The sequence below is a fragment of the Pseudomonas sp. Q1-7 genome, from assembly GCF_028010285.1.
In the GTDB taxonomy this organism is placed as follows: domain Bacteria; phylum Pseudomonadota; class Gammaproteobacteria; order Pseudomonadales; family Pseudomonadaceae; genus Metapseudomonas.
Window position 1 is genome coordinate 1,580,572 of the sequence record NZ_CP116304.1, and the last position, 26,614, is coordinate 1,607,185.

The 26,614-nt window shown below is 65.5% G+C and carries 27 protein-coding genes; 12 read left to right on the top strand and 15 right to left on the bottom strand.

The features are described 5' to 3' along the window. Positions 1 to 70: 70 nt before the first annotated feature. From PJW05_RS07345 to minC, 5 genes are all read right to left on the bottom strand, one after another. Entirely contained in the window at positions 71 to 646 is a 576-nt protein-coding gene (locus PJW05_RS07345) for a class I SAM-dependent methyltransferase (RefSeq protein WP_271411059.1), read from the bottom strand. 37 nt (positions 647 to 683) lie between these two features. Continuing rightward, positions 684 to 1,319, bottom strand: coding sequence for an RluA family pseudouridine synthase (locus tag PJW05_RS07350; RefSeq protein WP_271411060.1), 636 nt, complete (start codon positions 1,317 to 1,319; stop codon positions 684 to 686). A gap of 58 nt (positions 1,320 to 1,377) precedes the next feature. Beyond that, complete coding sequence (gene minE / locus PJW05_RS07355; protein WP_271411061.1) at positions 1,378 to 1,632, bottom strand: cell division topological specificity factor MinE; 255 nt, start codon at positions 1,630 to 1,632, stop codon at positions 1,378 to 1,380. Further along, a complete protein-coding gene (gene minD / locus PJW05_RS07360; RefSeq protein ID WP_120652639.1) occupies positions 1,629 to 2,444 on the bottom strand; it encodes a septum site-determining protein MinD in 816 nt (271 codons plus the stop codon). The genes minE and minD overlap by 4 nt, the downstream gene beginning before the upstream one ends. 101 nt (positions 2,445 to 2,545) lie before the next feature. Further along, entirely contained in the window at positions 2,546 to 3,292 is a 747-nt protein-coding gene (gene minC / locus PJW05_RS07365) for a septum site-determining protein MinC (protein WP_271411062.1), read from the bottom strand. A 120-nt stretch (positions 3,293 to 3,412) separates the two neighbouring features. Between minC and PJW05_RS07370 the strand changes: the two genes are divergently transcribed. Both PJW05_RS07370 and PJW05_RS07375 read left to right on the top strand, forming a co-directional pair. Then, on the top strand, positions 3,413 to 4,333 hold the full coding sequence (locus PJW05_RS07370; protein WP_271411063.1) for a lipid A biosynthesis lauroyl acyltransferase: 921 nt from the start codon (positions 3,413 to 3,415) through the stop codon (positions 4,331 to 4,333). Between the two features lie 37 nt (positions 4,334 to 4,370). Continuing rightward, positions 4,371 to 5,579, top strand: a complete 1,209-nt coding sequence (locus PJW05_RS07375) for a patatin-like phospholipase family protein (protein ID WP_271411064.1) — start codon at positions 4,371 to 4,373, stop codon at positions 5,577 to 5,579. Between the two features lie 34 nt (positions 5,580 to 5,613). Here PJW05_RS07375 and PJW05_RS07380 read toward each other — a convergent pair whose 3' ends face one another. From PJW05_RS07380 to PJW05_RS07390, 3 genes are all read right to left on the bottom strand, one after another. Further along, positions 5,614 to 6,459 (bottom strand): pirin family protein, encoded by an 846-nt coding sequence (locus PJW05_RS07380; protein WP_271411065.1) that lies wholly within the window; start codon positions 6,457 to 6,459, stop codon positions 5,614 to 5,616. 197 nt (positions 6,460 to 6,656) lie between these two features. Next, on the bottom strand, positions 6,657 to 7,391 hold the full coding sequence (locus PJW05_RS07385) for an MlaA family lipoprotein (protein WP_271412187.1): 735 nt from the start codon (positions 7,389 to 7,391) through the stop codon (positions 6,657 to 6,659). Between the two features lie 22 nt (positions 7,392 to 7,413). Continuing rightward, positions 7,414 to 8,709, bottom strand: a complete 1,296-nt coding sequence (locus tag PJW05_RS07390) for a serine/threonine protein kinase (RefSeq protein WP_271411066.1) — start codon at positions 8,707 to 8,709, stop codon at positions 7,414 to 7,416. A 239-nt stretch (positions 8,710 to 8,948) separates the two neighbouring features. Here PJW05_RS07390 and PJW05_RS07395 point away from each other — a divergent pair, with 239 nt between their 5' ends. Beyond that, positions 8,949 to 9,332: a hypothetical protein gene (locus tag PJW05_RS07395; RefSeq protein WP_271411067.1), complete on the top strand. Its 384-nt coding sequence runs from the start codon at positions 8,949 to 8,951 to the stop codon at positions 9,330 to 9,332. 125 nt (positions 9,333 to 9,457) lie between these two features. Here the strand turns inward: PJW05_RS07395 and PJW05_RS07400 are convergent, their stop codons facing one another. Both PJW05_RS07400 and PJW05_RS07405 read right to left on the bottom strand, forming a co-directional pair. After that, positions 9,458 to 11,008, bottom strand: coding sequence for a glycoside hydrolase family 17 protein (locus tag PJW05_RS07400; RefSeq protein ID WP_442969213.1), 1,551 nt, complete (start codon positions 11,006 to 11,008; stop codon positions 9,458 to 9,460). Between the two features lie 134 nt (positions 11,009 to 11,142). After that, positions 11,143 to 11,367 carry a DUF2061 domain-containing protein gene (locus PJW05_RS07405; RefSeq protein WP_271411069.1) on the bottom strand — a complete coding sequence of 75 codons (225 nt, stop codon included), beginning with the start codon at positions 11,365 to 11,367 and terminating at the stop codon, positions 11,143 to 11,145. A 224-nt stretch (positions 11,368 to 11,591) separates the two neighbouring features. Between PJW05_RS07405 and PJW05_RS07410 the strand changes: the two genes are divergently transcribed. Beyond that, a complete protein-coding gene (locus PJW05_RS07410; protein ID WP_271411070.1) occupies positions 11,592 to 11,900 on the top strand; it encodes a DUF485 domain-containing protein in 309 nt (102 codons plus the stop codon). Then, positions 11,901 to 13,559: a cation acetate symporter gene (locus PJW05_RS07415; protein WP_271411071.1), complete on the top strand. Its 1,659-nt coding sequence runs from the start codon at positions 11,901 to 11,903 to the stop codon at positions 13,557 to 13,559. It abuts the gene before it with no gap. A gap of 609 nt (positions 13,560 to 14,168) precedes the next feature. Here the strand turns inward: PJW05_RS07415 and PJW05_RS07420 are convergent. After that, entirely contained in the window at positions 14,169 to 14,324 is a 156-nt protein-coding gene (locus PJW05_RS07420) for a DUF3309 family protein (RefSeq protein ID WP_271411072.1), read from the bottom strand. A gap of 135 nt (positions 14,325 to 14,459) precedes the next feature. On the opposite strand from PJW05_RS07420, the gene PJW05_RS07425 reads away from it, so the two are divergent. The 6 genes from PJW05_RS07425 (at position 14,460) to cls (ending at position 19,492) form a co-directional block, all read left to right on the top strand. Continuing rightward, positions 14,460 to 14,828, top strand: a complete 369-nt coding sequence (locus PJW05_RS07425) for a DUF2784 domain-containing protein (RefSeq protein ID WP_271411073.1) — start codon at positions 14,460 to 14,462, stop codon at positions 14,826 to 14,828. Positions 14,829 to 14,933: 105 nt separating this feature from the next. Continuing rightward, positions 14,934 to 15,746, top strand: coding sequence for an SDR family oxidoreductase (locus PJW05_RS07430; RefSeq protein ID WP_271411074.1), 813 nt, complete (start codon positions 14,934 to 14,936; stop codon positions 15,744 to 15,746). Positions 15,747 to 15,855: 109 nt separating this feature from the next. Then, positions 15,856 to 17,010 carry an MFS transporter gene (locus PJW05_RS07435; RefSeq protein WP_271411075.1) on the top strand — a complete coding sequence of 385 codons (1,155 nt, stop codon included), beginning with the start codon at positions 15,856 to 15,858 and terminating at the stop codon, positions 17,008 to 17,010. 75 nt (positions 17,011 to 17,085) lie between these two features. After that, on the top strand, positions 17,086 to 17,514 hold the full coding sequence (locus PJW05_RS07440) for a hypothetical protein (RefSeq protein ID WP_271411076.1): 429 nt from the start codon (positions 17,086 to 17,088) through the stop codon (positions 17,512 to 17,514). Between the two features lie 29 nt (positions 17,515 to 17,543). Then, a complete protein-coding gene (locus PJW05_RS07445) occupies positions 17,544 to 17,876 on the top strand; it encodes a YnfA family protein (RefSeq protein ID WP_271411077.1) in 333 nt (110 codons plus the stop codon). A gap of 221 nt (positions 17,877 to 18,097) precedes the next feature. Then, positions 18,098 to 19,492, top strand: coding sequence for a cardiolipin synthase (cls, locus tag PJW05_RS07450; protein WP_271411078.1), 1,395 nt, complete (start codon positions 18,098 to 18,100; stop codon positions 19,490 to 19,492). A gap of 23 nt (positions 19,493 to 19,515) precedes the next feature. Here cls and PJW05_RS07455 read toward each other — a convergent pair whose 3' ends face one another. After that, positions 19,516 to 19,869, bottom strand: a complete 354-nt coding sequence (locus tag PJW05_RS07455) for a hypothetical protein (RefSeq protein ID WP_271411079.1) — start codon at positions 19,867 to 19,869, stop codon at positions 19,516 to 19,518. A 906-nt stretch (positions 19,870 to 20,775) separates the two neighbouring features. Between PJW05_RS07455 and PJW05_RS07460 the strand changes: the two genes are divergently transcribed. Continuing rightward, positions 20,776 to 22,149, top strand: coding sequence for a multiheme c-type cytochrome (locus PJW05_RS07460; protein WP_271411080.1), 1,374 nt, complete (start codon positions 20,776 to 20,778; stop codon positions 22,147 to 22,149). 50 nt (positions 22,150 to 22,199) lie between these two features. Here PJW05_RS07460 and PJW05_RS07465 read toward each other — a convergent pair whose 3' ends face one another. From PJW05_RS07465 to PJW05_RS07475, 3 genes are all read right to left on the bottom strand, one after another. Continuing rightward, positions 22,200 to 22,430, bottom strand: a complete 231-nt coding sequence (locus PJW05_RS07465; RefSeq protein WP_271411081.1) for a YheU family protein — start codon at positions 22,428 to 22,430, stop codon at positions 22,200 to 22,202. Positions 22,431 to 22,479: 49 nt separating this feature from the next. After that, positions 22,480 to 25,257, bottom strand: coding sequence for a hybrid sensor histidine kinase/response regulator (locus PJW05_RS07470; protein ID WP_271411082.1), 2,778 nt, complete (start codon positions 25,255 to 25,257; stop codon positions 22,480 to 22,482). 68 nt (positions 25,258 to 25,325) lie between these two features. Then, the gene (locus PJW05_RS07475; RefSeq protein WP_271411083.1) at positions 25,326 to 26,519 is read right to left on the bottom strand and encodes an osmoprotectant NAGGN system M42 family peptidase; all 1,194 of its coding nucleotides are present in this window, start codon (positions 26,517 to 26,519) and stop codon (positions 25,326 to 25,328) included. Positions 26,520 to 26,614 lie beyond the last annotated feature (95 nt).

Below are 26,614 nucleotides of genomic sequence, written 5' to 3' on the forward strand. Positions count from 1 at the left end.
CGATAGACAGGGACTGAGGTTGGTCTGTGGGAGCGATTTCAATCGCCAAGGGACTCGTGTGCAACGTCGGTCAAAGGCGCCGGGCGACCACCGAGAACAGGTGCCAGTGCTTGTTGCGGCCCTTGGCGGTGACGCCGTCTTCTTCCTTTTCTTCCAGCATCAGCACGTCCCAACCGCACAGCAGTTCCTCCAACTGGTGCCGACGCAGGATGGTGATGCCGTTGTCGGCCCAGTCGTCCCGCTCGCCGAACAGGTGGCCGGCGAACAGGCCCCCCTCCGACAGCGCATTGCAGATCGACAGCCAGAGACCGGGAAAGGCGGCGGGTGGGCAGAGGGGCAGGGCGAAGCTGGAATTCACCAGTTGCGCCGGAGGCAGGGGCAGGGACTCGAAACGACCGCAATGGCTCTGCAGCAGCGCGCGCCTTTGGTCGTCGACCTGGGCGTCCAGGCGGGCCAGGGCCTCGGGCTCGGCGTCCACCGCGAGCACCCGCCAGCCGCGCCGGAGCAGTTCCAGGGTGTCGCGGCCCGCGCCGCAGCCCAGGTCCAGGGCGTGGCTGGGCGGTCCGTCCCAGTACGCCAGGGCGGTGAGCAAGGTGAAGCGGGCGGGCTGGCCCTCGGTAGCGTTGTAAAACGCGGTGAGGCTCATGATGTCCCCGGTTTGCGGTCTTTTTCTTGAGCCTAGGTCAGAACGGCGCCGGGCACTCGAATCTCAGGCGTTCACCCGTCTGGGGATGGGTCAGGCAGAGCAGGCTGGCGTGCAGGCAGAGACGCTCATGGGCGGCCAGCGCTTCGGGGTTGGCGTAGAGCCGGTCACCGAGCAGCGGGTGGCCGATGGACAGCATGTGCACGCGCAACTGGTGCGAGCGGCCGGTGATGGGGGTCAGCTCGACGCGGCTGTAGTGGCCGCAGCGCTCGACGACCCGCCAGAAGGTGAGGGCATGGCGGCCGTGTTCGAAGTCCACCACATGGCGCGGCTTGGTCGGCGGGTCGTAGCGCAAGGGCAGTTCGATGCGGCCGCTGTCCAGTTCCGGCTCGCCCCAGCAGAGGGCGGTGTAGGCCTTCTCGGTCTCGCGGTCGTGGAACTGGCGGGACAGCTCGCGGTGGCTGTCGGCATCGCGGGCCAGGACGATCAGGCCGGAGGTCTCCCAGTCCAGGCGGTGGACGATGCGCGCCTCCGGGTAGCCGTTCTCCTGCAGGCGGGTGATCAGGCAGTCCTTGTTGTCTTCGGCGCGACCGGGCACCGACAGCAGCAGGGTGGGCTTGTTGACCACCAGCAGGGCGTCGTCCTGGTGAATGAATTCGATCTGGGAAAGCGGCATGGGGTTATCCACAAACGCCGACGGCGGCCGAGGCCGCCGTCGTTGGACTATCGCTCGATCAACGATCGGGCAAGGTGATGTTCAGCTCGAGGATGGAGCAGTTGCCCTGGTCCTCCAGCAGGACCTGAACCTGCTCCTGGTCGATGTCGACATACTTGCGGATCACGTCCACCAGGTCCTTCTGCAGGGCTGGCAGGTAGTCCGGCTGGCTGCGCTGGCCACGTTCGTGGGCAACGATGATCTGGAGTCGTTCCTTAGCGATCGAAGCGCTACTCTGCTTCTTCCGCTCGCGAAAGAAGTCGAAAATGTTCATTCACGGCCTCCAAACAGGCGTTGTAAGAGTCCTTTCTTCTGCACGTCGAGGAAGCGGTGGGGCAGCTCCTTGCCGAGCAGGCGATCGACGGCATCGCTGTACGCCTGGCCGGCGTCGCTCTGGTCGTCGAGGATGACCGGAATACCCTGGTTGGAGGCCTTGAGTACCGCCTGGGATTCCGGGATGACGCCGAGCAGGTTGATGGCGAGGATTTCCTCGACGTCTTCGACACCGAGCATTTCGCCCTTGGTGACGCGCTCGGGGTTGTAGCGGGTCAGGAGCAGGCGCTCCTTGATCGGGTCCTCGCCCTTCTCGGCACGGCGGGACTTGCTGGCCAGCAGGCCGAGCATACGGTCGGAGTCGCGGACGGAAGAGACTTCCGGGTTGGTCACGACGATCGCTTCGTCGGCGTAGTACATGGCCAGGTGGGCGCCTTTCTCGATGCCCGCCGGCGAGTCGCAGACCACGTATTCGAAGTTCTGGGACAGCTCCTCGATGACCTTACCGACGCCTTCGAGGGTCAGCGCGTCCTTGTCACGCGTCTGGCTGGCGGCTAGGACGTAGAGGTTCTCAAGGCGCTTGTCCTTGATCAGGGCCTGGGTGAGGCTCGCTTCGCCATTGATGACGTTGACGAAGTCGTACACCACGCGGCGTTCACAACCCATGATCAGGTCCAGGTTGCGCAGGCCAACGTCGAAGTCGACGATGACGGTCTTGTGACCGCGCAGTGCGAGACCGGTACCGATTGCGGCGCTGGTGGTGGTTTTACCCACACCACCCTTGCCGGACGTGACAACGAGGATCTTGGCCAAGGTGATTCACCCCAAAAGAATAAGTAAAACGGGAAGTTATCGGCCCATCCAGGCCGGTCCAGCTTCCCTTTCAGTTCCCTGAAATTTCGCGGCAGTATCCGTTAAAGGCGGGTGATGTTCAACACGTCTCCCGACAGGCTGACCTGCACTTGCTGACCCCACAGCGGGTCGCGGCGCAGGTCGTCGGCAACCTTGTACTGGCCGGCCACCGAGACGAGTTCGGCGGCCAGTTGGCGGCAGAATATCCGCGCCTTGGTATCGCCCTTGATGCCGGCCAGCGCACGGCCGCGCATTGGTCCGTACACATGGATGTTGCCGTCGGCGAGAAGTTCCGCGCCGGGGCTGACCGCGGCCAGCACCACCAGGTCGCCGCCGGGGGCGTAGACCTGTTGGCCACCGCGCACCGGGGTGGTGATGATCTTGGTTGGTTGCACCTCGGGCTTCGGCGGCTCGGCGGGCTTTTCGACGGCCTTCTTCGCCCTGGGTTCCACCGGGTCGATGGGCCGTTCGCGGGCGCCGGACGGCGGCAGTACCGGGATATCCAGGGCGTCGGCGGCCTTGATGTGTTCTTCGCGGCTGGCCCGGATGGCCAGGGTCCGCAGGCCGTGGCGGCGGCAGGTGTCCAGCAGCGCGGGCAGGTCCAGTTCTGGCTCGCCGTCCGGCAGCTTGTCCAGCGCCATCACCAGTGGGGTGTTCTGGAAGAAGTTGGGGGCCTGGGCGACTTTCTCGTCCAGTTGCCGGTCCAGGCGTTCGAGGTCGTTATGGGCCAGTTCCATCACGGTGATGGCGAGCATGCTGCCCTTGAGCTGGAACACGGGATCTTGGTCGAGAAGGTCGGCTTGGCTCATGGTCTGTCTGCAGTCGTGAATGGCGAGGACTTATAGCGAGATCGCCCGGCGCTCGCAAGCCGGAGGGGGCGGCGCATTTGGAGTAGAATGCGCGGCTTTCTCGCTCAAGCGGATTCAGAGATGGATAGACCTCAATTTCGCCCACAGTTCTTTCACCCGCGCTATTGGGCGCTGTGGCTGGGGCTGGGGTTGCTCTGGCTGATCACCCTGTTGCCATACCGGGTGCAACTGGGCCTGGGTCGCATGCTGGGGAAGCTGATGCTGTGGGGCGCCGGTTCCCGGCGCAAGATCGCCCGGCGCAACCTGGAACTGTGCTTCCCGGAGCTGTCCGCTGCCGAGCGTGACCGGCTGCTGCGCGAGAACTTCGCGTCCACCGGCATCGCCTTCTTCGAAATGGCCATGAGCTGGTGGTGGCCCAGGGCGCGCCTGGCGAAGCTGTCCCATATAGAAGGCCTGGAGCATCTGCAGAAGGCCCAGGCGCAAGGGCAGGGGGTGATCCTCATGGCCCTGCATTTCACCACCCTGGAAATTGGCGCGGCGTTGCTCGGCCAGGTGCACACCATCGACGGCATGTACCGCGAGCACAAGAACGCGCTGTTCGACTTCATTCAGCGCCGCGGCCGCGAGCGCCACAACCTGGATGCCTCCGCGATCGAGCGCGAAGACGTGCGCGCCATGCTCAAGGTGCTGCGTGCCGGCCGCGCCATCTGGTATGCCCCGGACCAGGACTACGGCCGCAAGCAGAGCCTTTTCGTGCCTCTGTTCGGCGTCGAGGCCGCCACTGTGACCGCCACCACCAAGTTCGCCCGCCTGGGGCGCGCCATTGTCCTGCCCTTCACCCAGCGCCGCCTGGAGGACGGCTCCGGCTACCGGCTGGTGATCCATCCGCCGCTGGCCGATTTCCCCGGCGAAACCGAGGAAGCCGACTGCCTGCGCATCAACCAATGGGTGGAAGAAGCGGTGCGCGAATGCCCGGAGCAGTACCTCTGGGCCCATCGCCGATTCAAGACCCGTCCGGAAGGCGCGCCCAGGCTCTACTGAAACCTATACTCGGAACATCCCGCCCGGAGAGCCGTCCATGGATTCCAGCTCCACCACCCAGAAGCCCGTGACCGGGCTGATCCTCTCCGGTGGCGGATCCCGAGCGGCCTATCAGGTAGGGGTGTTGGGGGCCATCGCCGACCTGCTGCCGGATGCCGCCTGCAACCCCTTTCCGGTGATAGTCGGCACCTCCGCCGGTGCGGTGAATGCCGTCGGCCTGGCCTGCGGCGCGCTGCATTTCAGTCAGGCAGTCCGCCGCCTCAATACGGTCTGGCAAGGGTTCCGTTGCGGGCAGATTTATCGCAGCGACTGGCCCGGCGTGCTGCGCCAGAGCTCGCGCTTCTTCGGCCACAGCCTGCTCGGTCTCGGCCGTGACATCCCGGCGGCACTGCTGGACAACGCTCCACTGCACGACCTGCTGGCGCGCGAACTGGACTTCAGCGGTATTTCCGCCGCCGTGCGCACCCGCCAGTTGCGCGCCGTGGCCGTGACCGCCTTCGGCTATGAAAGCGGCCAGGCGGTAACCTTCTACCAGGGGCGAGCCACCATCGATCCCTGGTACCGCCATCGACGGGTCGGGGTGCCGACCCGCCTCAGCGTCGAACACCTGATGGCCAGTGCGGCCATTCCCCTGCTGTTCCCGGCGGTACGCCTGGGGCGCGAGTACTTCGGCGACGGCGCGGTGCGGCAGACGGCCCCCATCAGCCCGGCGCTGCACCTGGGGGCCAGCCGGGTGCTGGTGGTGGGCGTGAGCGGCAACCCGCTGGGCATGAACCTCACTGCGGAGGTGGCGCAGGCGCAGATCGGGCGTCCGCCGACCCTGGCGCAGATCGGCGGACACCTGCTGAACAGCACCTTCATCGACAACCTGGAAAGCGACATCGAACTGCTGGAGCGGATCAATCACATGAGTCGGGCCATTCCGCCCGAGTCGCGGCCGCGCAACCTGAGTTCGCAACAGGTGGACGTGCTGGTGATCTCGCCGAGCCGGCCGCTGGACGAGATCGCCGCCCGCCATCGCCGCGAGATGCCCCGCGCGATCCGCACCTTCCTGCGCGGGCCGGGGGCGACCCGGGCGAGCGGGGCGGGCGTGCTCAGCTACTTGCTGTTCGAACCGGGTTACTGCAACGAACTGATCGAACTGGGGTACCAGGACGCCATGGCCAAGCGCGATGCCCTGCAGCGCTTCCTTGGCCTGGAGACAGCGCCGGTGCGTCCCCAGGTCATTCCCGCGCTCCAGCCCTAGGGCCGGGCTGCGGCCCGCCGAACGGCGTGTCCGCTCAGCCGCCGAAGCGGCCGTCGCGGTAGTCGCGCAAGGCCTGTTCGATCTCCTCACGGCTGTTCATCACGAAGGGGCCGTACTGCACGATGGGTTCGCCAAGGGGGCGGCCGGCCAGCAGCAGGACCTTGCTGTCCGCGTCACTGGCCAGTTCCAGCGCACCGCTGTCGGAAAGCCGCGCCAGGCGACCCTGGCCGATGGTGTGGCCGTTGACCTGCACTTCGCCCTCGTAGACGTAGAGCATCACCCGCAAGCCATCGGCCAGTCGCGGCGACACCCGTCCGCCGGCAGGCAGATGCAGGTCGAGGATCTGCGGTTCGGTGTGGGGGCGTTGCACGGCGCCGTCCTGGGATATGCCGTCGGCCTCGAAGCGCCCGGCGATCACCAGGGCTTCCACGCCGTTCTCCAGGCGCACGCGCGGAATCTCCGCCGGGTCGAAGTCGCGGTAGCCGGGGTCGCCCATCTTGTCCTTGCCCGGCAGGTTGAGCCAGATCTGGAAGCCGCGCATCACGCCTTCCTCCTGCTCCGGCATCTCGCTGTGGATGATGCCGCGCGCCGCGGTCATCCATTGCACGCCGCCGTTCTGCAGCAGGCCGCTGTTGCCCAGGTGATCCTCGTGGCGCATGCGGCCTTCGATCATGTAGGTAATGGTCTCGAAACCTCGGTGCGGGTGCGCCGGGAAGCCGGCGACGTAGTCGTCCGGGTTGGCTGAGCCGAATTCGTCGAGCATCAGGAAGGGATCGAAGCGCGGCACGCCCTGCTCGGCGAAGACACGGGTCAGGTTGACCCCGGCGCCGTCGGAGGCGGGTTGGCCCGGACGTTGTTCGAGAATCTGGCGGTCGCTCATCTGAACCTCCTCAAGGTTGGAATGAACGCGATACTACGCCCGCCAATTGAATTGATGGTGCGTGATTTTGCCTGATTTATATCGAATTATTGGATGCTTTTTACTGTTGTGAGGGCGAATTCCTTCGCGAAAGGGCTGCTGAGCAGCCCCGGGTATCAATGACAGGCCTCTGGCCTGCTTCGCGAATGGATTCGCGGCTACTCGGCGATCTGCAGCCGGCGCGATTCCGTGTAGACGTAGCGCAGCTTCTCGTACTCGAAGGGCGAGTTGAGCTGGCCGTAGCGGAATTTCGTCGTGTAGCGCTTGTCCACCGCGCGCAGCAGGGTGATCTCCGGGTGGTCGCTGCTGACCTCCGGGACGTTGAGGAAGTTGATCTGGTAGTCGGCCACGTAGTCCACCACCAGGCCACCGGTGTCCCGCAGATTGGAAGGGCCGAGGACCGGCAGCATCAGGTAGGGTCCTTCGCTCACCCCGTAGAAGCCCAGGGTCTGGCCGAAGTCCTCGGTCTGCCTGGGCAGGCCCATGCGGGTGGCCGGGTCCCAGAGACCGACGACCCCGATCGTGGTGTTGAGCAGCAGGCGCCCGGTGATCTCCATGGAGCGCTGGCCCTTCAGTTGCAGCAGGCTGTTCAGCAGGTTGGGCACATCGCCCAGGTTACTGAAGAAGTTGCTCACCCCACTGCGCACGAAGCCCGGTGTGATGTACCGGTAGCCATGCACCACCGGCAGGAACACCCATTCGTCGAAGCGGTAGTTGAAGTGGTAGATCCGGCGGTTCCAGGACTCCAGGGGGTCATAGACGTTCAGCGCGTCCAGGGTGGCGCGCTCGAATTCACGCTGGTCCAGGCCGGGGTTGAACTCGAGATCCTTGAGCGGTTGGGTGAAACCGTCCTGGTCGGGTTCCTGGGCCCAGGCCAGGCCGCTGCAAAGCATCAGGGCGATCAAGAGGGATTTCCTAGCCACGGAAGAACTCCAGCATGGCGTCGCCGTTGACGCGGTAGTTGAGGTTGCCGCAGTGCCCGCCACGGGGGTAGACGGTCAGGCGGTCGCCCAGGGTGCGGCGCAGGAAACCCAGGTCCCCCGGGCCGAGGATGAGGTCGTCGGCATTGTGCATGACGGCGATCTTGCGGTTTTCCCTGAGGTAACCCTCCAGGGCATAGAGGCTGACCTGGTTGATCAGCTGGGCCAGGCTGCCGCCGTCGTAGCGGGCGCGCCAGTAAGGGATCAGTTGCTCGGTGATGTAGCAGTCGAAGTCGCACTGCAGGGCGCGTTTGTAGAAGGGGGTCAGGCTGGTGCCTTCGTTGATGGGGTACTTCACCGGGGTGATCAGGCCGCGGCGGTTGATCAGGTCCGAGGTGAAGGCGATGTCCGAGGAGGAGAAGCGGAAGGCGGTGCCGATCAACATCGCCATCTGCTCGTTGGACAGGCGTTGCCTGGATTCCTGGAAGTCGAACAGCAGGGCGTCGTTGAGGTCGATGTAGCCCTTCTGCTGGAAGTAGCGGGTCAGCTTGCCCAGCACCACCTGGTAGAAGGTGGTGGCGTCGTCGATGCCCTTGACGCGGGTCTGCACCAGGCGATCGAGGTTAGTCACCGAGGTGTAGAGATTCACCGGCGGGTTGAGCAGCAGCACGCGCTTGAAGTTGAAGCTGCGGCGGGTCTCGTCGAGGTGGCTGACGAAGGCCGCTTCGAGGGCGCCCAGGCTGTAGCCGGTGAGGTAGAAGTCGGTGATCGGCAGGTCCGGGTGCTGGGCACGCACCGCCTGCATCACCCGGTAGAGATCGTCGGCGTCTTCGCTGGAAAGCCCGGGGGTGGCGTGGCGCGAGGCGGCCGCCATGAAGTCGTAGCTGGTGGGCGAAGACAGCTGCACCACGTGGTAGCCGGCGCCGTAGAACAGCTTCTTGAGGTTCTCCGCGTGCGTGCTGGCGTAGTGGCCGCCCGTGCCGGCGATGACGAAGATCAGGGGCGCCGGCCCGTCCTGCCGAGCCAGGCGGTAGCGCATTTTCTTCACCGGCCAGAAGTTGTCCGGCAGTTCGCTTTCCCGCTCCGGGCGCAGCCCCAGGGCGTAGTCGGACTGGTCGATGTCATCGTCGGCCGGTACTTCGCTGCGCAGGTTGGGCGGCGTCGTGGCGATGGTCGCCTCGAAGGGATTGGCGATGGGAAAGCCGTAACTGGCTGCGTCCGGGACCGCGGCCAGCGTGTGGGCGCAGAGGGACAGGCAGCCCAGCAGGGCGGCAAGGCGAAGAGGAAGCATAGGAAAGGTCCCTGTTCAGTGTCTGCGGAGGCCGGGCTCCACCGGGATGGAGAGGCTCCGGTCATGCCCCCGGTCATGCGCGCCGGGGTGGATATGATTGAACGTAATGAGTGAATACCGAGGCTATGACAACTGCAAGCCTTCCGAGTGCGGTCCACGCGTCAGTCCATGCGGTGGAGGGTTCTTGCATGGCGCGCGTGGGGGTATCCTTGGCGCCGCTTACCCATTCGGAGAGAACCATGTCCAGCCGTTCGTCCCTCATTCTGTTGCTGATCCTGCTGCCGCTCTGGCTGGCCGCCAGCTACGGGGTCCGCTTCGCCCTGATGGAGGACGGCCAGTGGGTCGGCCTGTGCGTCGACCAGGCTCAGCGTTGGGAATGCCAGGCACGGGCGGGCCTGGGCCTGCTGATCCACTTCCGCGTCATCGCCTGGATCAGCCTTGGCGCCGCGCTGGCCGCCTTTTTCGTTCCCGGCCGCGCCGGCTGGGGCCTGGCGCTGCTGGCCCTGCTCTTCGCCCTGCCGGCCCTGGTGCTCTATACCGCCAGCCTCGCCGTGTTCGCCTGCGTGATCGCCGGCCTGCGCCTGGTGCGCCGCCAGGCGGAGCCGGTTCCGCTCGCCGCCTGAGGTTTCGCCGGGCATGAAAAAAGGACGCTTCGGGCGTCCTTTTTTTGCGCCAAAGGTTCTGAGCCAGGTGCCCTGTGGGAGCGGTTTCAATCGCGAATGAATTCGCTCCCACAGAATTGACGCCTTCAGCCGCGAACCCGCAGGCAGCGCCAGAGGGCGGCCAGCAACAGGGTGCTCACGGCGGCCCAGCCGATGGCCTGGACGTTGCCCAGGGTTTCCTCATAGAGCTGCGGCACGATGCCGGCGCCGACCAGCACCGCCATCAGGGCGATTTCGCGGCGCGGTGCGGCTACCGGGCGGAACAGGTAGACCAGCGCCGGCAGCAGCAGGGCGGCGCTGGGGAAGCTGCGGTAGCGGGCATCGAACACCAGCGCCAGCATCAGCACTGCACCGGCGAAGCCGGCGGCGGCCAGCCACCAGCCGGCACGGGCTTCCAGCCAGCCGAACAAACGGCCACGGACGCCATCGCGGGCGGACAGGGCCAGGGCGCCATGGGCCAGGACGACCAGATTGAGGCCGACCAGGAAGGCCGCCCAGGCCCATTCGCCGACGAAGCGGCTGGTGACCCGCGCCATTTCGCCCCAGAGGCCGATGCAGGCGGCGCCCAGCGCGGCCAGCAGTGGCAGCACCAGGGCGGCGCGGATGGAGGCCGGCCGGCCGGCGAGCACCAGGGTGGCGAGAACGATCAGGCCGGAAACCCCCAGCCACATCGGCCACAGGGGCAGGTTGCTGACCGGGCCGGCGAGCACGCCCTTCTCCTGGCGGTCGGCGTCGAACAGGCCCCAGTAGCCACCCACCGCGCCTTCGCTGGCGCGCTTCCAGGGCTGGTCGAAGGCTTCGATCAGGTTGTAGCCCCAGCCGTTCTGCTCGGCCAGGGCGACGAAGCCACGGATGAACTTCGCCTCGTTGACTCGACTCGGCACGGCGGTTTCGCGCTGGCGGCCTTCGCTGGGCCAGCCGGTCTCGCCGATGAAGATGTCCTTGGGCGCGAACCTGTTGCCGAACACCTGGCGGATTTCGGCGACATGGCGCAGGGCCTGGTCGATCCCGGCGGGATCGTCTTCCCAGTAGGGCAGCAGGTGAATGGTGAGGAAATCCACCGCCGGGGCCACTTCCGGGTGGCGCAGCCAGAATTCCCAGACGTCGGCATAGGTGACCGGCTGCTCGACCTGGGCCTTGACCTGTTCGATCAGCGTGGCCAACTGGGCGCCGGTGACCTCCTTGCGCAGCAGGGTCTCGTTGCCCACGATGACCGCCTGCACCACGTCAGGATTGGCGTTGGCGGCCTTTATCAGCGCGTCGATTTCCGTTTGGGTATCCACCGGGTTGCCGTTCACCCAGGCGCCCAGCATCAACTTGAGGCCGTGCTTGCGGGCCAGCTCCGGAATGGCTTCCAGACCGGTCATGGAATAGGTGCGTACGCAGTGGAAGCGGGTCGCCAGCAGGGCCAGGTCGGCATCCATGCGCTCGGGGCGCAGCACGAAGGGCTGGTCGAACGGCGACTGGTCCTTGTCGAAGGGGCTGTAGGACGCGCATTGCAGCTTGTGTTCGGGGGTGGCGGCGTCCGGCAGGATCACCGGTTTTCCCAGGCCGTACCAGAGGCCGATGAGGGCGACGCTGGCGAGGAGGAAGGACAGCAGGTAGGGGAGTACAGGGAAACGGGCGTTCTGACTCATGGCTAAGGATGCTTGCGTGGGGGCAAAGCCGCGCATCTTAGCGGATTGGACTTCCGCGCTCCTACGTTCGGCACCGGAAATTACGTACAGCGGATTGCCCGTCCGGAACCACCGGCATACCCCCGATGGAATGCTCAAGCGTGGTGGTGCAACCAGGCGTGCCTGGGGATCTCCTGGCCGGGCTTGTCGTCCTTCTCGAAGCGCTTCCAGATCTTCTCGTGGAAGTAGAAACCCACCGAGTTGCACAGCGGCTCAACCGCCGCCACCAGGCCACCCACGGTGATGCTGCCGGTCAGGGCGTACGCCACGCTGAAGGCAATGCAGAAGTGCATGATGGTGAAGGTCACGGTCTTGAGCATGGCGCACCTCGGTAATGAGAATGATTATTCGATGTGCCCAGACTAGGCCTCGCGTTCGATACATGGAAATGCGCATCCGCGATAGTGCTGATAGCTTCGCTGTATGACGGCTCTACGACCTTGGTCGAGAATGCTCCGAAGTACGACTAAGGTCGTCTGTTGCGCTTGCAGGACGGTTCTATTGTTGGCTTCACCAGCAACCCGCGCTGTGGAGGACAACAACAATGAACGACAGCACCTACAAGCGGATTCAGGAGAATCCGCGCTTCCAGGAACTGGTTTCCAAGCGAGAGCGCTTCGCCTGGATACTTTCTGCCATCATGCTCGGCCTCTATCTGGCCTTCATTCTCCTGATCGCCTTCGAGCCGCAAGCGCTCGGCACCCGCATCAGTCCTGACTCTCCCGTTACCTGGGGCATCCCGCTCGGTGTCGGTCTGATCCTGTCGGCCTTCGTGCTGACCGGTATCTACGTGCGCCGCGCCAACGGCGAATTCGATCGCCTGAACCAGGAAATCCTCAAGGAGGTCCAGTAAATGATCGCGCGCATCCTTGCCGTGCTCGGCCTGATGGCCGTCGCACCCGCCCTCTGGGCCGCCGGTGCCATCGAGGGCGACGTCCAGCGCCAGCCGTTGAACACCTCCGCCATCGTCATGTTCATCGCCTTCGTCGGCGCGACCCTGTACATCACCTACTGGGCCTCCAAGCGCAGCAAGTCGGCTTCCGACTTCTACACCGCCGGCGGCAGCATCACCGGCTTCCAGAACGGCCTGGCGATTGCCGGTGACTACATGTCGGCAGCCTCCTTCCTGGGGATTTCCGCCCTGGTATTCACCTCCGGCTACGACGGCCTGATCTACTCCATCGGCTTCCTGGTGGGCTGGCCGGTGATCCTCTTCCTGATCGCCGAACGCCTGCGCAACCTCGGCAAGTACACCTTCGCCGACGTGGCCTCCTATCGCCTGAAGCAGAAGGAAATCCGCACCCTGTCCGCCAGTGGCTCGCTGGTGGTGGTGGCCTTCTACCTGATCGCCCAAATGGTCGGCGCTGGCAAGCTGATCGAACTGCTGTTCGGTCTCAACTACCATGTAGCGGTCGTTCTGGTCGGCATCCTGATGGTGCTCTACGTGCTGTTCGGCGGCATGCTGGCGACCACCTGGGTACAGATCATCAAGGCCGTGCTGCTGCTCTCCGGCGCTTCCTTCATGGCGATCATGGTGCTCAAGCACGTCAACTTCGACATCGCCACCCTGTTCAGCGAAGCCATCAAGGTTCACCCGAAAGGCGAGGCCATCATGAGCCCCGGCGGCCTGGTGAAGGACCCGATCTCGGCGATCTCCCTCGGCCTGGCCCTGATGTTCGGTACCGCCGGCCTGCCGCACATCCTGATGCGCTTCTTCACCGTCAGCGACGCCAAGGAAGCCCGCAAGTCGGTGTTCTACGCCACCGGTTTCATCGGCTACTTCTACATCCTGACCTTCATCATCGGCTTCGGCGCCATCCTGCTGGTCAGCACCAACCCGGCCTTCAAGGACGCCGCCGGCGCGCTGCTGGGCGGCAACAACATGGCGGCGGTGCACCTGGCCAATGCCGTGGGTGGCAGCCTGTTCCTCGGCTTCATCTCCGCCGTGGCCTTCGCCACCATCCTGGCGGTGGTGGCCGGCCTGACCCTGGCTGGTGCCTCGGCGGTGTCCCACGACCTCTATGCGTCCGTGTTCAAGAAGGGCAAGGCCAGCGAGAAGGATGAGCTGCGCGTGTCGAAGATCACCACCGTGGCCCTCGGCTTCGTGGCCATCGGCCTGGGCATCCTGTTCGAGAAGCAGAACATCGCCTTCATGGTGGGCCTGGCCTTCTCCATCGCTGCCAGCTGCAACTTCCCGGTACTGATCCTCTCCATGTACTGGAAGAAGCTGACCACCCGTGGCGCCATGATCGGCGGCTGGCTGGGCCTGATCACCGCCGTGGCGCTGATGATCCTCGGTCCGACCATCTGGGTGCAGATCCTCGGTCACGCGACCCCGGTCTACCCCTACGAGTACCCGGCGCTGTTCTCCATCCTGGTGGCTTTCGTCGGTATCTGGTTCTTCTCCATCACCGACAAGTCGGCTGCCGCGGACGAGGAACGTGCACGCTTCTACCCGCAGTTCGTGCGTTCCCAGACCGGCCTGGGCGCCAGTGGTGCCGTGGCTCACTGATCCCGCTTCATCCCTTGCAAGTCTTTGGGCAGCCTTCGGGCTGCCCTTTTCTTTGCGGCTTCTGCTCGCTTCGCGCTCAGGCGTTCGTCAGCGTGTACCTGATGCCTCGACAGCATGGGTTTCGTACCTCAACCCATCCTACCTATGCGTGGCAATCCTGAAGCCACCAGCGGCTTGAAACTGAGCAGAAGAGGTGGGGCGGCGACTCCGCCCCTTCAGGAGGCCGAGTGGAATCCTTGCAGAGGGGGATGAGCGGCATGGATGCCGCGAGAGGCGTGCGGGGCCATGGATGGCCCCTCACGCCGTGCCCCCGGCGCAAGGATGGAGCGAGGGGACCCGACGCAGTCGGGCCGGATGCCGGGGCAAGAGTTCTTGGTTACTCCTTTGTGGTTCGGCACCCCGACGACTGAAAGAAGTGACTCGCCGGGAGGCGAAACCAAAAGCCAAAGCCCGCACAGCAATGAGCTATAAATGAAGTTCCAAGCCCCTCACACCGGATTTCCCATCCGGTGTGGACTTCACATCCCCAAAAATCCGTGAAGAAGCGAATCACGGGAACGGGCGGCAAGTGTGCCGCCCGTCCTTCGTTCCAGCCGTGGGCGACAGCGGCTAGATCATGCCGAACAACAAAAGCACCACTACGATGACCAGCAGCACCCCGACCAGGCTCGATGGCCCGTAGCCCCAGTTGCGCGAGTGAGGGAAGACCGGCAGTCCGCCGATCAGCAGCAGAATCAGGATGACAAGCAGCAGAATGGTGATCATAGGCGGTGACTCCTCGTGAGCTCGTAAGCCGGGGCGCGGCCTTGCTGGATTGATGGCCAATTGACCGTGCCTGTAGTAACCGACTGACCACCTTTCGTGATGGTTCAAGGAAAACGACCCCATGGACCTCGCGCCATGACCTACCGCCTCGCCGCCGATGCCGTGCTGCTGTTGCACCTGGCCTTCATTCTCTTTGTGGTGCTGGGCGGCCTGCTGGTACTCCGCTGGCCGCGCCTGGCGCTGCTGCACCTGCCGGCGGTGGCCTGGGGCGCCACACTGGAGTTCCTGCATCTCATCTGTCCACTCACGCCGCTGGAGAACCGCCTGCGCCGCGCGGCGGGGGAGCAGGGTTACAGCGGCGGCTTCATCGAGCATTACCTGGTGCCGTTGATCTACCCGGCGGGGCTGACGCCGGATATCCAGCTCTGGCTGGGGGCCTTCGTGCTGCTGTTCAATCTGGTGCCCTACGGACTGCTGGCGAGGCGGTTGATCCGGCGCCGTTAGTGGCGTTTGCCCTCCATCATTCAGCGCCGTGATTCAAGGGTGGCGGCACTATGGCCTTCGCTACACTGCGGCTCATCGACCGTACAAGCACGAAGGCACCTCACCATGCACAACCGCATCATGATCACCGGGGCAGGCTCCGGACTCGGCCGCGAAATCGCCCTGCGCTGGGCGCGCGAGGGCTGGAAGCTGGCCCTGTCCGACGTCAATGAAGCCGGCCTGACGGAAACCCTCAAGCTGGTCCGCGAGGCCGGTGGCGACGGTTTCACCCAGCGCTGCGACGTCCGCGACTACAGCCAGCTCACGGCTTTCGCCCAGGCCTGCGACGAGAAGCTGGGTGGCATCGACGTCGTCGTCAACAATGCCGGCGTGGCCTCGGGCGGCTTCTTCGAGGAGCTGTCCCTGGAGGACTGGGACTGGCAGATCGCGATCAACCTGATGGGCGTGGTGAAGGGCTGCAAGGCCTTCCTGCCGCTGTTGCAGAAGAGCAAGGGACGCATCATCAACGTGGCGTCCATGGCCGCGCTGATGCAAGGCCCGGCGATGAGCAACTACAACGTCGCCAAGGCCGGCGTGGTGGCCTTGTCCGAAAGCCTGCTGATCGAGCTGAAGGAGGAGGGGGTGGGTGTGCATGTGGTCTGCCCGTCCTTCTTCCAGACCAACCTGCTCGACTCCTTCCGTGGCCCGACCCCGGCCATGAAACAGCAGGTGGGCAAGCTGCTGGAAGGTTCGCCGATCAGCGCCGCCGATATCGCCGATTACATCTTCCGCGAAGTGGCCGTCGGGGCCTTCATGATCCTGCCCCACGAGCAGGGCCGCGTGGCCTGGGCGGTGAAGCAGAAGAACCCGCAGGCCCTCTACGACGAGATGGCCGGCATGGCGGCGAAGATGCGCGCCAAGCACCGCGGCCACGCCTGAACGCGGCTGGCCGGTCGGTCAGCTTTTGTGCCGTCCGGGGTTGCCTGGCGACGGACCGGGGGAGTAGGGTTGCTGCCCCGGCCCGACTGCCGACCCGGATGGACCCACCGTGAAACCCCTTTCCCGCGCGCTGCTGATGCTGGCGCTGATCTTCGCCGCCATCAACCTGCGACCCGGCATTACCTCCCTTGCCCCGCTGATAGAACGCATCGCCGAGGAGCTCGCCCTGAGCCGCGGCCTGGTCAGCCTGACCACGGCGCTTCCGGTGCTCTGCATGGGCCTGCTCGCGCCGCTGGCGCCGCGCCTGGCCGTACGCTTCGGCCTGGAGCGGGTGATCACCGCCTGCCTCGGGTTGATCGGCGTCGCTCTGCTGGCGCGCCTGGGCAGCCATGCCAGCAGTGTGCTGATCGGCAGCGCCGTGGCGATGGGCGCCGGCATCGCGGTGGCCGGGCCGCTGCTGTCCGGCTTCATCAAGCGTCACTTCCATGACCACGTCGGGCGCGTGGTCGCCTGGTATTCCCTGAGCATGACCCTCGGCGGGGCCGCCGGCGCGGTGCTGACGCCGCCCCTGACCCAACTGCTGGGCGACCGCTGGCACTTCGGCCTGGCCTTCTGGGCGCTGCCGGCTCTTCTGGCGCTGCTGCTCTGGCTGTGCCTGCCCAACCGCGCCGAATCCACCGGCGAGGCGGAGCCTGGCGGCCTTCCCTGGGGCGAGCCGCGTGCCTGGCTGATCACCGCCTTCTTCGCCCTCCAGGCCGGGCTGTTCTATGCCCTGACCACCTGGCTGGTGGCGCGTTACCACGAGGCCGGGCTCAGCCTGCTGCGCAGCAACGGCCTGTTCAGCCTGTTCATGCTGGTGGGCCTGCCCAGCGCCTTCGTGCTGCCCTGGCTGGCCCAGCGCTTCGACAACCGTTACACGCTGCTGCTGGGCTGCGGGCTGGTCAGCTCCCTCTGCCTGGGAATGATCTGTTTCCAGCCGACGTTGCTGCCGGACGTCTGGGCCGGCCTGCTGGGCCTGGGGCTCAGCGGTTCCTTCGCCCTCTCCCTGGTGTTGCCACTGTACGAGGCGAACACGCCGCTGGCGGTGAGCCGCTGGACCGCGATGATGCTGTTCGCCGGCTACGGCATGGCCAGCCTGGCACCGATCCTGGCCGGCATCGGCCGCGACCTGGCGCACAGCTACCAGGTGCCTTTCGCGGTGCTCACCGGCCTGGCGCTGAGCATGTGCGTGCTGGCCTGGTTGCTCGGACGCGGTCGGCGCTGAAGACTTCGACGCATTTCCTTTCTCCCGTGGCGGTCCTGTGTTAGAAGGCTGCCACTGTTTTCCTGGAGTGCCCGCGTGGAGTCCGAATCCATCGTCTATGGCTGCATCCGCGACTGGCCGTCGCTCGACGACCCGGAGTACCACCTGCGCCGCGAGACCAACCGCCGCGTGCTGGATAGCCTGCCCAGGGGCGAAGCCTGGCCCTTCCTCGGCCGGGAAATGTTTTCCTGCTGCGAGCAACCGGGCATGGGCCTGTTTCGTACCCAGGTGATCCATTTCGGCGCCAGCTATCCGGCGGTGGAGTACGAGTGGAACCTCTGGGTCAAGGCCTTCGAGTCGCTGCTCAAGCAGTTGTATTGGAGCAGCGCGGTGGTCCACCTGGAAACCGAACTCAACGGCCTGCACACCTTTCGCTGGGAAAGCGAGCAGGGCCTGCACAGCCCTCAGGAAGACAACCTGCGCGTGCGCTGCGCCTGGGAGCGGGAAGGCGGCGTGCACGGCTGAGTCCACCCCATCTCGAAGAGAGGCTGTCGATGCTCAACTACCTGTGGTTCTTCCTCGCCGCGCTCTTCGAGATCGGCGGCTGCTACGCCTTCTGGCTGTGGTTGCGGATGGGCAAGAGCGCCTGGTGGGTGGTTCCCGGCCTGCTCAGCCTGACCCTCTTCGCCCTGCTGCTGACCCGCGTGGAAGCCGCCTACGCCGGGCGCGCCTATGCGGCCTATGGCGGCATCTACATCGTCGCGTCCCTGGTGTGGCTCGGCGTGGTGGAGCGTACCCGCCCCCTGGCCAGCGACTGGTTGGGCGCGGCCCTCTGCGTGCTGGGCGCAACGGTGATCCTGCTGGGGCCGCGCTTCTCGCCAAGCTGACGGCAAGCCGCGCCGACCTGCCCGCCAGCGATCCCTCCCCAACCTGGCCAGGTCCCGCGAAGAACAGGGCGCGGCGCTTGCTGCCGTAGTGCCCTGAAGGGGCTGGAAGAAATTCCTTCAACCTTTCCCGACGTCAGGCTGTCGAACGGGCATGGCGACCCGGCAGGCGTCTCGCACAGGCGCTCCGGGCATCGACCCACCCTCCCGCTGGAGGATGCTGGATGAACCTACCGTCATCAGGGAGCGTGGCGCGTGCCCTGGTGGCGCTCTATTCGGCGCTTCTCCTGGCGTGCACCCCGCTGCCGCGGATCAACCCCGACCTGGTCCACTCGCCGGATGCCAGGGTGCAACTGGATGGCGCCCAGGGCCCGCTGTCGGAGGCGCGCAGCCAGGCCATCCTCGACCGCCTCAAAGCCTCGGGCCTGCGGACCGATATCTTTGACCTGCACCTGGCGATCGAAGAAGCGCTGGTGGGCAGCCCGCTCACCGCCGGCAACAAGGTCGACCTGCTGCAGGACGGTCCGGCTACCTACGCGGCGATGTTCGCGGCCATCGACGCTGCCCGCGACCACATCAACATGGAAACCTACATCCTGGAGGGCGACGAAGTGGGGCAGCGCTTCGCCGACAAGCTGATCGCCAAGCAGCGCAGCGGTGTGCAGGTCAACCTGATCTACGACAGCGTCGGCACCCTGGGCACATCACCCGCGTTCTTCGAGCGGCTGCGCCAGAGCGGCATCCGCCTGGTGGAGTTCAACCCGGTCAATCCCATGACCGCCAAGGCCGGCTGGCAGCTCAACCAGCGCGACCATCGCAAGCTGCTGATCGTCGACGGGCGCATCGCCATCCTCGGCGGCGTCAACATCAGCGGCGTCTATTCCGGTGGCTCGGTCGACTCGGGCCGCCACCCGCCGAGGCGCGAGGACCTGCCCTGGCGTGACACTGACCTGCGCATCGAAGGCCCGGTGGTGGCCGATCTGCAGAAGCTGTTCATCGGCACCTGGGACCGGCAGAAGGGCGGCGAGCTGGTGGCGCGACACTACTTTCCACCCCTGGAACACGAGGGCAACGCGGTGGTACGGGCCATCGGCAGCGCGCCGGAAGAGCCCTACAGCCAGATCTACGCCACGCTGATATCCGCCCTGCACAGCGCGCAGAGCGAAATCTGGCTGACCAGTGCCTACTTCGTGCCCGATCCGCAATTGCTCGATGCCTTGAAAGCCGCGGCGGCGCGGGGGGTAGACGTGCGCCTGGTGGTGCCCGGCAGCACCGACTCCTGGCTGGTGTTCCATGCCGGGCGGGCCTCCTACAGCGAGCTGCTGAAGGCCGGGGTGCGGCTCTACCAGCGGCGCGATGCGTTGCTCCACGTGAAGGCGGGGGTGATCGACGGTGTCTGGTCCACGGTGGGTTCCACCAACCTCGACTGGCGCAGCTTCCTGCACAACCAGGAAGTCAACGTGGTGGTGCTTGGGGTGGATTTCGGGGAGCGGATGCGCCAGGCGTTCCTGGCGGATGTGGCGGGCTCGGAAGAACTGACGTTGAAGGCGTGGCAGCGGCGCCCCATCCGCGCCCGAATCAGCGAAGGGATAGGGCGCGTCTGGGCGTACTGGTTGTAGCCACGCCTGGCGTGCCGGAGGCCTCAGGCCTGGACGTCGGCCGGGTCCGGGCGTTGCTCCTCCCGTGCGCGCTGGAAGGCCACTTCGTGGAGCGTCTGGGCATCCGCCAGGAGCAGCCCCAGGGCGGATGCGAGCCGGGCAGTCTCCTGGGCAAGGACGTCGCCGCGGCTGCCGCTCTCCAGTATCTGCAGCAGGTCGCCCAGGGCGGCCATGCGTTGGTTCGCGGCTTCGAACAGGTGCGCGGCGGGGGCGGCGGCATTGATGAAGAGCACGTCGTCGTAGGGTTGCGAAGACGTGGTCAGGGGCTTGAAGTCGTTCATGGCGCCCTTCCGGGAAGGATGGGCGGCGCCGGGGGGCGTGGCGTGGTCTGCGTGCATGTCCTTGCTTCCTCGCGTGTGGGGAGGCCGCTCCCTGCGTTACGACACGATAGGGTGGCGGGTCGTGCAGGGGTCGCAAACCGGATACGCGAGGAAAACCCGGCAAGGCCTAGGCCTTCCCTGCACGACCTGCCATGGAGGCGGACGGGCCGTGACCTGCGTGAAGTTCGGGTTGCGACACCCGGTCGTGGTTCCAACCATGACGGACCGGGACTCTAGCGAGGGCTTTTGTAGGCACTCAAGGCTTAAGTTCCGTACGAAATGTCTTGTCTGGCCGAGGAAATGTATGGATGAGGGATGCGGCCGCCTACGGAGTGCATTCCGCTCGTCTGGCCACAAAGCGCGAATCAGAGCCTTTGCGCTACGTATCGACGATTTTGCCGACGAAATGCCTGTTGTTTTTCCAGGCGCCGTCATCATTTCGTAGCAGAACTTCTACACTCTGATTTCAGAGTCTCTTGGTGCTCTGTGCTTTGTTTAGGTCGCCCCCATCCGGCGGCCTTTTTTGTGCGCGTCGTTCAAGGCCGTGCAGCCGGTCGCTGGTACGGGTTAATCGCCACTTCATCGCCTGCTTGATTATTTTCTTTTTCTGTAAAGTCGATAAAAATCAAATAGATGTATTGGCTGGTTGGCAATTTTTTACGCCTGTCCAATCGTTGACGCTGCCGCTTCTCCCATCTACTACTGACTTACGCCCCCACTTGCGGGGGAATCAGGTTGGAAATTGGCCAAAAGGCGCCGAACGAGACGGCTATTGCCGCAGCTCTGTGGGTTTCGTGCGCCTTCTTGTTGGGTTCTTCTCGATGCAAGTGAGGCGGCCAGATGGGCGATCCGGCGAAGAGGTCCACTACTTCGATCCTTTCGGTTCGACCTGGCACGCGGCTGATCGCTTGTGCGCTACTGGCAATGCTTGCCCTGGCGGCGGTTGCTGAAACGCTCCCGCGCAACGACAAGTGGTTGGAGCCCGCGCGTTCCCGGCTGCTGAAGGACAAGCAGGGGTTGCCATTTTTCCCCCATCGGGCCAATACGCCGAACAACACCTTGTTGAGCGTCGGCGATTTCGATGACGCGCAGGTGTGTGGCGCCTGCCATACCGAGATCTACCGGCAATGGCGCACCTCGATGATGTCCCACGCCTGGGAGGAGCCCATCTACCGCGCGCTGCTGCGCCATGCCAGCGAAGCCACCGATGGGCGTGTCGATAACTTTTGCACCGGTTGCCACACCCCCATCGGCCTCACCACCGGCCAGATCAATTCGACCGTCAATCGCGCCTCGATAGCGTTCACCGCCGAGCACAATCCGATGCCTGGCGTGGACTGCGAGACCTGCCACAACATCAGCGCCCGCACCGGCCTGGATAACGGTGCCTACGTACTGAGCCCGCGCGCCCACGGCAAGCCCACCAAGTTCGGCCCGCGCAGCGATGCGGTATCCCCTTACCACGATACGGTCTACTCCGACCTGCACACGCGCTCCGACTTCTGTGCGACCTGCCACAACGTCACCCACCCTTTCAGTACCGTTGCGGTGGAGCGCACCTATGACGAATGGCTGGAAAGCCCCTACAGCTTCAACGGCGAGACCTGCCAGAGCTGTCACATGCCGGGTTTCGCCGGCAAGGCGGCGGTCATGGGACCGGAGCGGGCTGACGTGGCGTCCCACTGGTTCACCGGCGCCAACGCGGCGGTGCTGGAGTACCTGGGTGAAAAGGACGCGGCTCGGCGGGCCCGGGAAAACCTGGCGAAGGCGGCGCAGATCAGCTTCGAGTCGCTACCGGAAGATCTGCTGCCGGGTCAGGAGGTGGCGGTACGGGTGAGGGTTGCCAACGTCGGCGCCGGGCACAAGCTGCCTACTGGCTTTCCCGAGGGGCGCGAAGTCTGGATCGACTTTCATGCGGTGGACGGCGCGGGACGCGAGTTCTACCGACTGGGGGCTGTCGAGGACGGCGCCACCGAGCCCAATACGCGCAACTTCAAGGTCCATCTCGGCGACAAGGACGGCAAGGAGCTGGACATCGAGGTGTGGAACGCTACCCAGATCCTGTCGGACAACCGAATTCTGCCGAAGGGCTACGACATCTGCGAGTTCATCTTCGAGGTGCCGAAGGACGCCGTCGGCCCCATCACCTTGAGGGCGGAACTCAATTACTGGCCTTTTTCGCAGCGTCTGGTGGATTACCTGTTGGGGCCGGACAGCTTGGAAGTGGAAGTGACGCGCATGGACCAGGTTGCGGAAACCCTGCCCCTGGCGGGGGCGGCGCAGGCGGCGAAATGGTGATGCGTTGCCCTTGAGAGCCCATTCGCCCCCGTGAGGCAGCGTTCGGCGGGTTACTCCTCCAGCCATTCCTTGGGCACATCCAGCTTGAGCATCAGTTGGCACTGCTGGCTGTCGGGGTCATAGACGATCACCGCCTCGCCCTTGCGCAGGGCCCGGCGTACCCGTTCGACGCGGGTGTCCAGCGGCGTGTCGTCGCCGTTGTCGGTGCCTTCGCGGGTGACGAAGTCCTCGATCAGGCGGGTCAGGGTATCGGCTTCGAGCAGATCGAATGGAATGAGCATGGGGCCTCCGGGCAGCGGCGGCAGATGCTAACGCCGCCGTCGCGCGCCGTCATCCGTCCACGCCCTGGCGGACGATAAAGCGCTCCAGGGTGGCGAACAGCAGGGCACTGTCCAGGGGTTTGCCGAGGAAATCGTCCATGCCGGCGGCGGCGCCGGCCTGGCGGTGTTCTTCGAGGATGTGCGCCGTCAGCGCGACGATGGGTACCGGCGGCCAGTTGCGAGTGCTTTCCAGCCGGCGAATCTGCCGTGTGGCCTCGAAGCCGTCCATCTCCGGCATCTCGCAGTCCATCAGGATCAGTTGGATACCGTCCGGGTCGCGCTGGTACTCGTCCACCGCGGCCAGGCCGTTGGCGACGGTGCGCACCAGGTAGCCGCGCTTCTTCAGGAAACCCTGCACCACCATCTGGTTCACCGGGTTGTCCTCCGCCACCAGGACGCAGGGCGTGGCGTTCGTTCGGCGCCGCTCTTCCTGTTGCGGCGTGCGTTCTTCCAGGCGCCGTTCGCGGTAGAGCTCCTGCAGGGTGTCGCGCAGTTGCGCCAGGGTCAGTGGCTGGGCCAGGGCGCGCAGACGCAAGCCGGCGCCCGGCGGCAGGTGCTGGCAGTGTTCCGGCGGGCAGATCAGCATCACCCGCTGGCCGTGCTCCAGGTGGGGGCGCAGCGCGTCCAGCCAGTGTTCCGGATCGCCCGGCCAGGGTGCTTGCAGCACCAGCAGCGGCGGTGCGGCGAAGTCTTCCAGGCGCTCGATGAGCCTGGCCGGGTCCTGGCAGCGCTCGCAGCGCATGCCCCAGCGACCCAGCAGGCGGCCCAGGGCATCCAGGCCTAGGCCGTCCTGGCAGGCGAGCAGCGCGGCGCGACCATCCAGTAGCCGGGTCAGGTCGTCGGTGCGGAACTCGCCCGGCTGCAGGGGAATGTCGAAGCTGAAGCGAGTGCCCTGGTTGAGGGTGCTCTGCACCTCGATGTGCCCCCCCATCATTTCCACCAGCTCCTTGCTGATGGCCAGCCCCAGGCCGCTGCCGCCGAAGCGGCGGGTGGTGCTGGAATCGCCCTGGGCGAAGGAGTTGAACAGCTGCGCCAGGGCCTCGGGGCGGATACCGATACCGCTGTCGCTGACGCTGAACACCAGGTGCGTCGTGCCTTCGGCAGTACGGCGCAGGCCGAGGTCGAGGGACACATGGCCCTGGGCGGTGAACTTCAGGGCATTGCCCAGCAGGTTCATCAGCACCTGCTTGAGCCGCGTCGGGTCGCCCTGAATGCGTCGGGGCACGCCGGCATCCAGGCTGAGGTACAGGCCCAGGTGCTTGTCCATGGCCTGGGCGGTGAACAGGCCGAGGGTTTCCGAGGCCAGGTCTTCCAGGTCGAATTCGATGTGTTCCAGCGCCAGCTTGCCGGACTCGATGCGGGCGAAGTCGAGGATGTCGTTGATCACCGTCATCAGCGCAGCGCCGGAACTGGAGATGGTGTCGACGTAGAAGCGCTGACTGCGATCCAGCGGGGTTTCCCTGAGCAATTGCAGCATGCCCAGCACACCGTTGAGCGGGGTGCGGATCTCGTGGCTCATCGTGGCCAGGAATCGGCTCTTGGCCTGATTCTCGAAATGCGCCTGCTCGGCCGCCTGGCGCGAGCGGAAGCCCTCTTCCTTGAGGTTGTTGATACGGTCGGCGAGGCCGATGGAGAGGGTGATCAGCTCGATGGTGACGCCGATCTTCACCACGGTGGCGCCGAACAGCCCGAGTACCTCGATGCCCAGGGAGCCGGTGGTGGTCTGGATGAAGGCGAACAGCAGCACACCCCAGGCCAGGATGTAGTAGGAGCCGTAGCGCAGCCCCCGTCGCCAGACATAGATGCCGGTGAGCAGGAGGAAGGCGGAAACCCCGGACACCGTGAGGCTGGCGAGGATGTTCCAGTGCTGCAGGCCGATCAGCGGGACGCTGAGCAACGCCACCAGGGTCGCGACCATCAGGCCGCGCAGCACCCGGTCCAGGCGCGGGAAGTGCGCCCCGGTGTGGAGGAAATGGCGGCTGAACTGCAGGGCGACCAGGCAGTGCAGGTACATGAAGATGTAGATCGCCACCGACTGCAGCCCCACATGTTCGGGCAGCAGCTTGAACAACATGCCGTCGAAGCAGGCGGCGAGCAGGCCGACGTTGAGGATGTAGGCCAGGTACCAGAAGTAGGCGCGCTCGCGCAGAGACAGGTAGAGGAACAGGTTGTAGCAGAACATGGCGAACAGCACGCCGTAGAAGGCGCCGTTGAACCCCATGAGGTTTTCCTGGGCGGCGGCGCTGGCGTCGTAGGTGCTGAACACCAGCGGCACGAAGAGTGTGCTGGTGCTTTCCACCCGCAGGATCAGGGTGCTCTCGCCCGGCTCCAGGCGCAGGGGGAACCAGAAGTTGCGCACCTGCACCGGACGTTGGGAGAACGCGAAGCGGTCGCCGGTTTCCTGACTTCGGACCTGGCCGTCGGGGCCGATGGCGTAGAGGCGGATGTCATCCAGCAGCGGGTAGTTGGCTTCCAGGTAGCCTTCCAGGGCACGGGGGCGACGGTTGTCCAGCCGCACCTTGAACCACCAGGCCGACGCATTCTTGCCGAGGTTGACCTGTTCCCCCGCCGGTTTCCGGAAGGCCGGATCGGGGAGCTCGCGTACCTGCTTCAGGTTGAGCTCGCCCTTGGGGTCTTCCAGGTAACCGAGCCACTGGCCGAGGGGAAGGCGCAATGACTCCTGGCTGAGCGGCACCGCCTCCAGGGCGAAAGCCGGCCGGCAGAGCCAGAGCAGGAGAAAGGCCAGACCGAGTGCGACGCTTTTCACACTGCCTGAGAGGTGAAGCATGGGGTGGCCACCCGTGTTGTTATGTCGTTCGTCCCTAGGTGGCACTTTGCTCCTGGCTCAAGCGCCCTTCAAGGGGCGTTTTCACCCTTTCCCACAAGACTTTCCACGGTCGGGACGCGCGTCTCGCTCTCCATTTGCGCGTCATGCTCCAACTGATGACTGAAAGGCTCCAGGGATTGCTGCAGGGTCGTGGCGTCGCTGGCGAATACCGGCGGACTCATCAGGTAGGCGGTGAGCAGGCGGCTCAGGGCTTCCAGGCTGTCGATATGGGTGCGTTCGTAGCCGTGGGTGGCGTCGCAGCCGAAGGCCAGCAGGGCGGTGCGGATATCGTGGCCGGCGGCGACCGCCGATTGGGCGTCGCTGTGGTAGTAGCGGAACAGGTCGCGGCGCAGGGCAATGCCCTGCGCCTCGGCCAGGCGCAGCAGGTGCCGCGACAGGTGGAAGTCGTAGGGACCGCCGGAATCCTGCATGGCCACGGTCACGGCATGTTCGCTGGAGTGCTGGCCGGGGGCGACCGGGGCGATGTCGATGCCGACGAACTCGCTGACATCCCAGGGCAGCGCGGCGGCCGAGCCGGAGCCGATCTCCTCGGTGATGGTGAACAGCGGGTGGCAGTCGATCGGCGGTATCAGGCCGCCCTCGGTGATGCCCTTGAGGGCGGTGAGCAGGGCGGCGACGCCGGCCTTGTCGTCGAGGTGGCGGGCGCTGATATGGCCGCTCTCGGTGAATTCCGGCAGTGGGTCGAAGGCGACGAAGTCGCCCACCGCGACGCCCAGGCTTTCGCAGTCGGCGCGGGTGGTGCTGTAGGCGTCCAGGCGCAGTTCCACGTGGTCCCAACTGACGGGCAGGCTGTCCACCTGGGTATTGAACGCATGCCCGGAGGCCAGCAGGGGCAGGACGCTGCCGCGCAGCACCCGGCCGTCACCGAACAGGCTGACGCGGCTGCCCTCGGCGAAGCGGCTGGACCAGCAGCCCACCGGCGCCAGGGCCAGGCGGCCGTTGTCCTTGACCTCGCGGACGATGGCGCCAATGGTGTCCAGGTGCGCCGATACCGCGCGGTCCGGGCTGTTCTGCCGGCCCTTGAGGGTGGCGCGAATGGTGCCGCGGCGGGTCAGTTCATAGGGAATGCCGATCTCGTCCAGGCGCTCGGCGACGTAGCGCACGATGGTGTCGGTGAAGCCCGTGGGGCTGGGGATGGCGAGCATCTCCAGCAGCACCTTCTGCAGGTAGGCGAGGTCGGGTTCGGGAAGGTTCTGGCTCATGAAGTCTCCTTCGTTCGAGGACTTGGGTCCTTGGGATGGGTAGCGCTCGCAAAACCCATCTCCGGTGTGAGGAGTATCGCCCCGCTCGCGGAGCG

Excerpts from the sequence above, each read along its gene's own strand:
- PJW05_RS07345 (WP_271411059.1), bottom strand. The coding sequence starts at position 646 with ATGAGCCTCACCGCGTTTTACAACGCTACCGAGGGCCAGCCCGCCCGC.
- PJW05_RS07350 (WP_271411060.1), bottom strand. The coding sequence starts at position 1,319 with ATGCCGCTTTCCCAGATCGAATTCATTCACCAGGACGACGCCCTGCTG.
- minE (WP_271411061.1), bottom strand. The coding sequence starts at position 1,632 with ATGAACATTTTCGACTTCTTTCGCGAGCGGAAGAAGCAGAGTAGCGCT.
- minC (WP_271411062.1), bottom strand. The coding sequence starts at position 3,292 with ATGAGCCAAGCCGACCTTCTCGACCAAGATCCCGTGTTCCAGCTCAAG.
- PJW05_RS07370 (WP_271411063.1), top strand. The coding sequence starts at position 3,413 with ATGGATAGACCTCAATTTCGCCCACAGTTCTTTCACCCGCGCTATTGG.
- PJW05_RS07375 (WP_271411064.1), top strand. The coding sequence starts at position 4,371 with ATGGATTCCAGCTCCACCACCCAGAAGCCCGTGACCGGGCTGATCCTC.
- PJW05_RS07380 (WP_271411065.1), bottom strand. The coding sequence starts at position 6,459 with ATGAGCGACCGCCAGATTCTCGAACAACGTCCGGGCCAACCCGCCTCC.
- PJW05_RS07385 (WP_271412187.1), bottom strand. The coding sequence starts at position 7,391 with ATGCTTTGCAGCGGCCTGGCCTGGGCCCAGGAACCCGACCAGGACGGT.
- PJW05_RS07390 (WP_271411066.1), bottom strand. The coding sequence starts at position 8,709 with ATGCTTCCTCTTCGCCTTGCCGCCCTGCTGGGCTGCCTGTCCCTCTGC.
- PJW05_RS07395 (WP_271411067.1), top strand. The coding sequence starts at position 8,949 with ATGTCCAGCCGTTCGTCCCTCATTCTGTTGCTGATCCTGCTGCCGCTC.
- PJW05_RS07400 (WP_442969213.1), bottom strand. The coding sequence starts at position 11,008 with ATGAGTCAGAACGCCCGTTTCCCTGTACTCCCCTACCTGCTGTCCTTC.
- PJW05_RS07405 (WP_271411069.1), bottom strand. The coding sequence starts at position 11,367 with ATGCTCAAGACCGTGACCTTCACCATCATGCACTTCTGCATTGCCTTC.
- PJW05_RS07410 (WP_271411070.1), top strand. The coding sequence starts at position 11,592 with ATGAACGACAGCACCTACAAGCGGATTCAGGAGAATCCGCGCTTCCAG.
- PJW05_RS07415 (WP_271411071.1), top strand. The coding sequence starts at position 11,901 with ATGATCGCGCGCATCCTTGCCGTGCTCGGCCTGATGGCCGTCGCACCC.
- PJW05_RS07420 (WP_271411072.1), bottom strand. The coding sequence starts at position 14,324 with ATGATCACCATTCTGCTGCTTGTCATCCTGATTCTGCTGCTGATCGGC.
- PJW05_RS07425 (WP_271411073.1), top strand. The coding sequence starts at position 14,460 with ATGACCTACCGCCTCGCCGCCGATGCCGTGCTGCTGTTGCACCTGGCC.
- PJW05_RS07430 (WP_271411074.1), top strand. The coding sequence starts at position 14,934 with ATGCACAACCGCATCATGATCACCGGGGCAGGCTCCGGACTCGGCCGC.
- PJW05_RS07445 (WP_271411077.1), top strand. The coding sequence starts at position 17,544 with ATGCTCAACTACCTGTGGTTCTTCCTCGCCGCGCTCTTCGAGATCGGC.
- cls (WP_271411078.1), top strand. The coding sequence starts at position 18,098 with ATGAACCTACCGTCATCAGGGAGCGTGGCGCGTGCCCTGGTGGCGCTC.
- PJW05_RS07455 (WP_271411079.1), bottom strand. The coding sequence starts at position 19,869 with ATGCACGCAGACCACGCCACGCCCCCCGGCGCCGCCCATCCTTCCCGG.
- PJW05_RS07460 (WP_271411080.1), top strand. The coding sequence starts at position 20,776 with ATGCTTGCCCTGGCGGCGGTTGCTGAAACGCTCCCGCGCAACGACAAG.
- PJW05_RS07465 (WP_271411081.1), bottom strand. The coding sequence starts at position 22,430 with ATGCTCATTCCATTCGATCTGCTCGAAGCCGATACCCTGACCCGCCTG.
- PJW05_RS07470 (WP_271411082.1), bottom strand. The coding sequence starts at position 25,257 with ATGCTTCACCTCTCAGGCAGTGTGAAAAGCGTCGCACTCGGTCTGGCC.
- PJW05_RS07475 (WP_271411083.1), bottom strand. The coding sequence starts at position 26,519 with ATGAGCCAGAACCTTCCCGAACCCGACCTCGCCTACCTGCAGAAGGTG.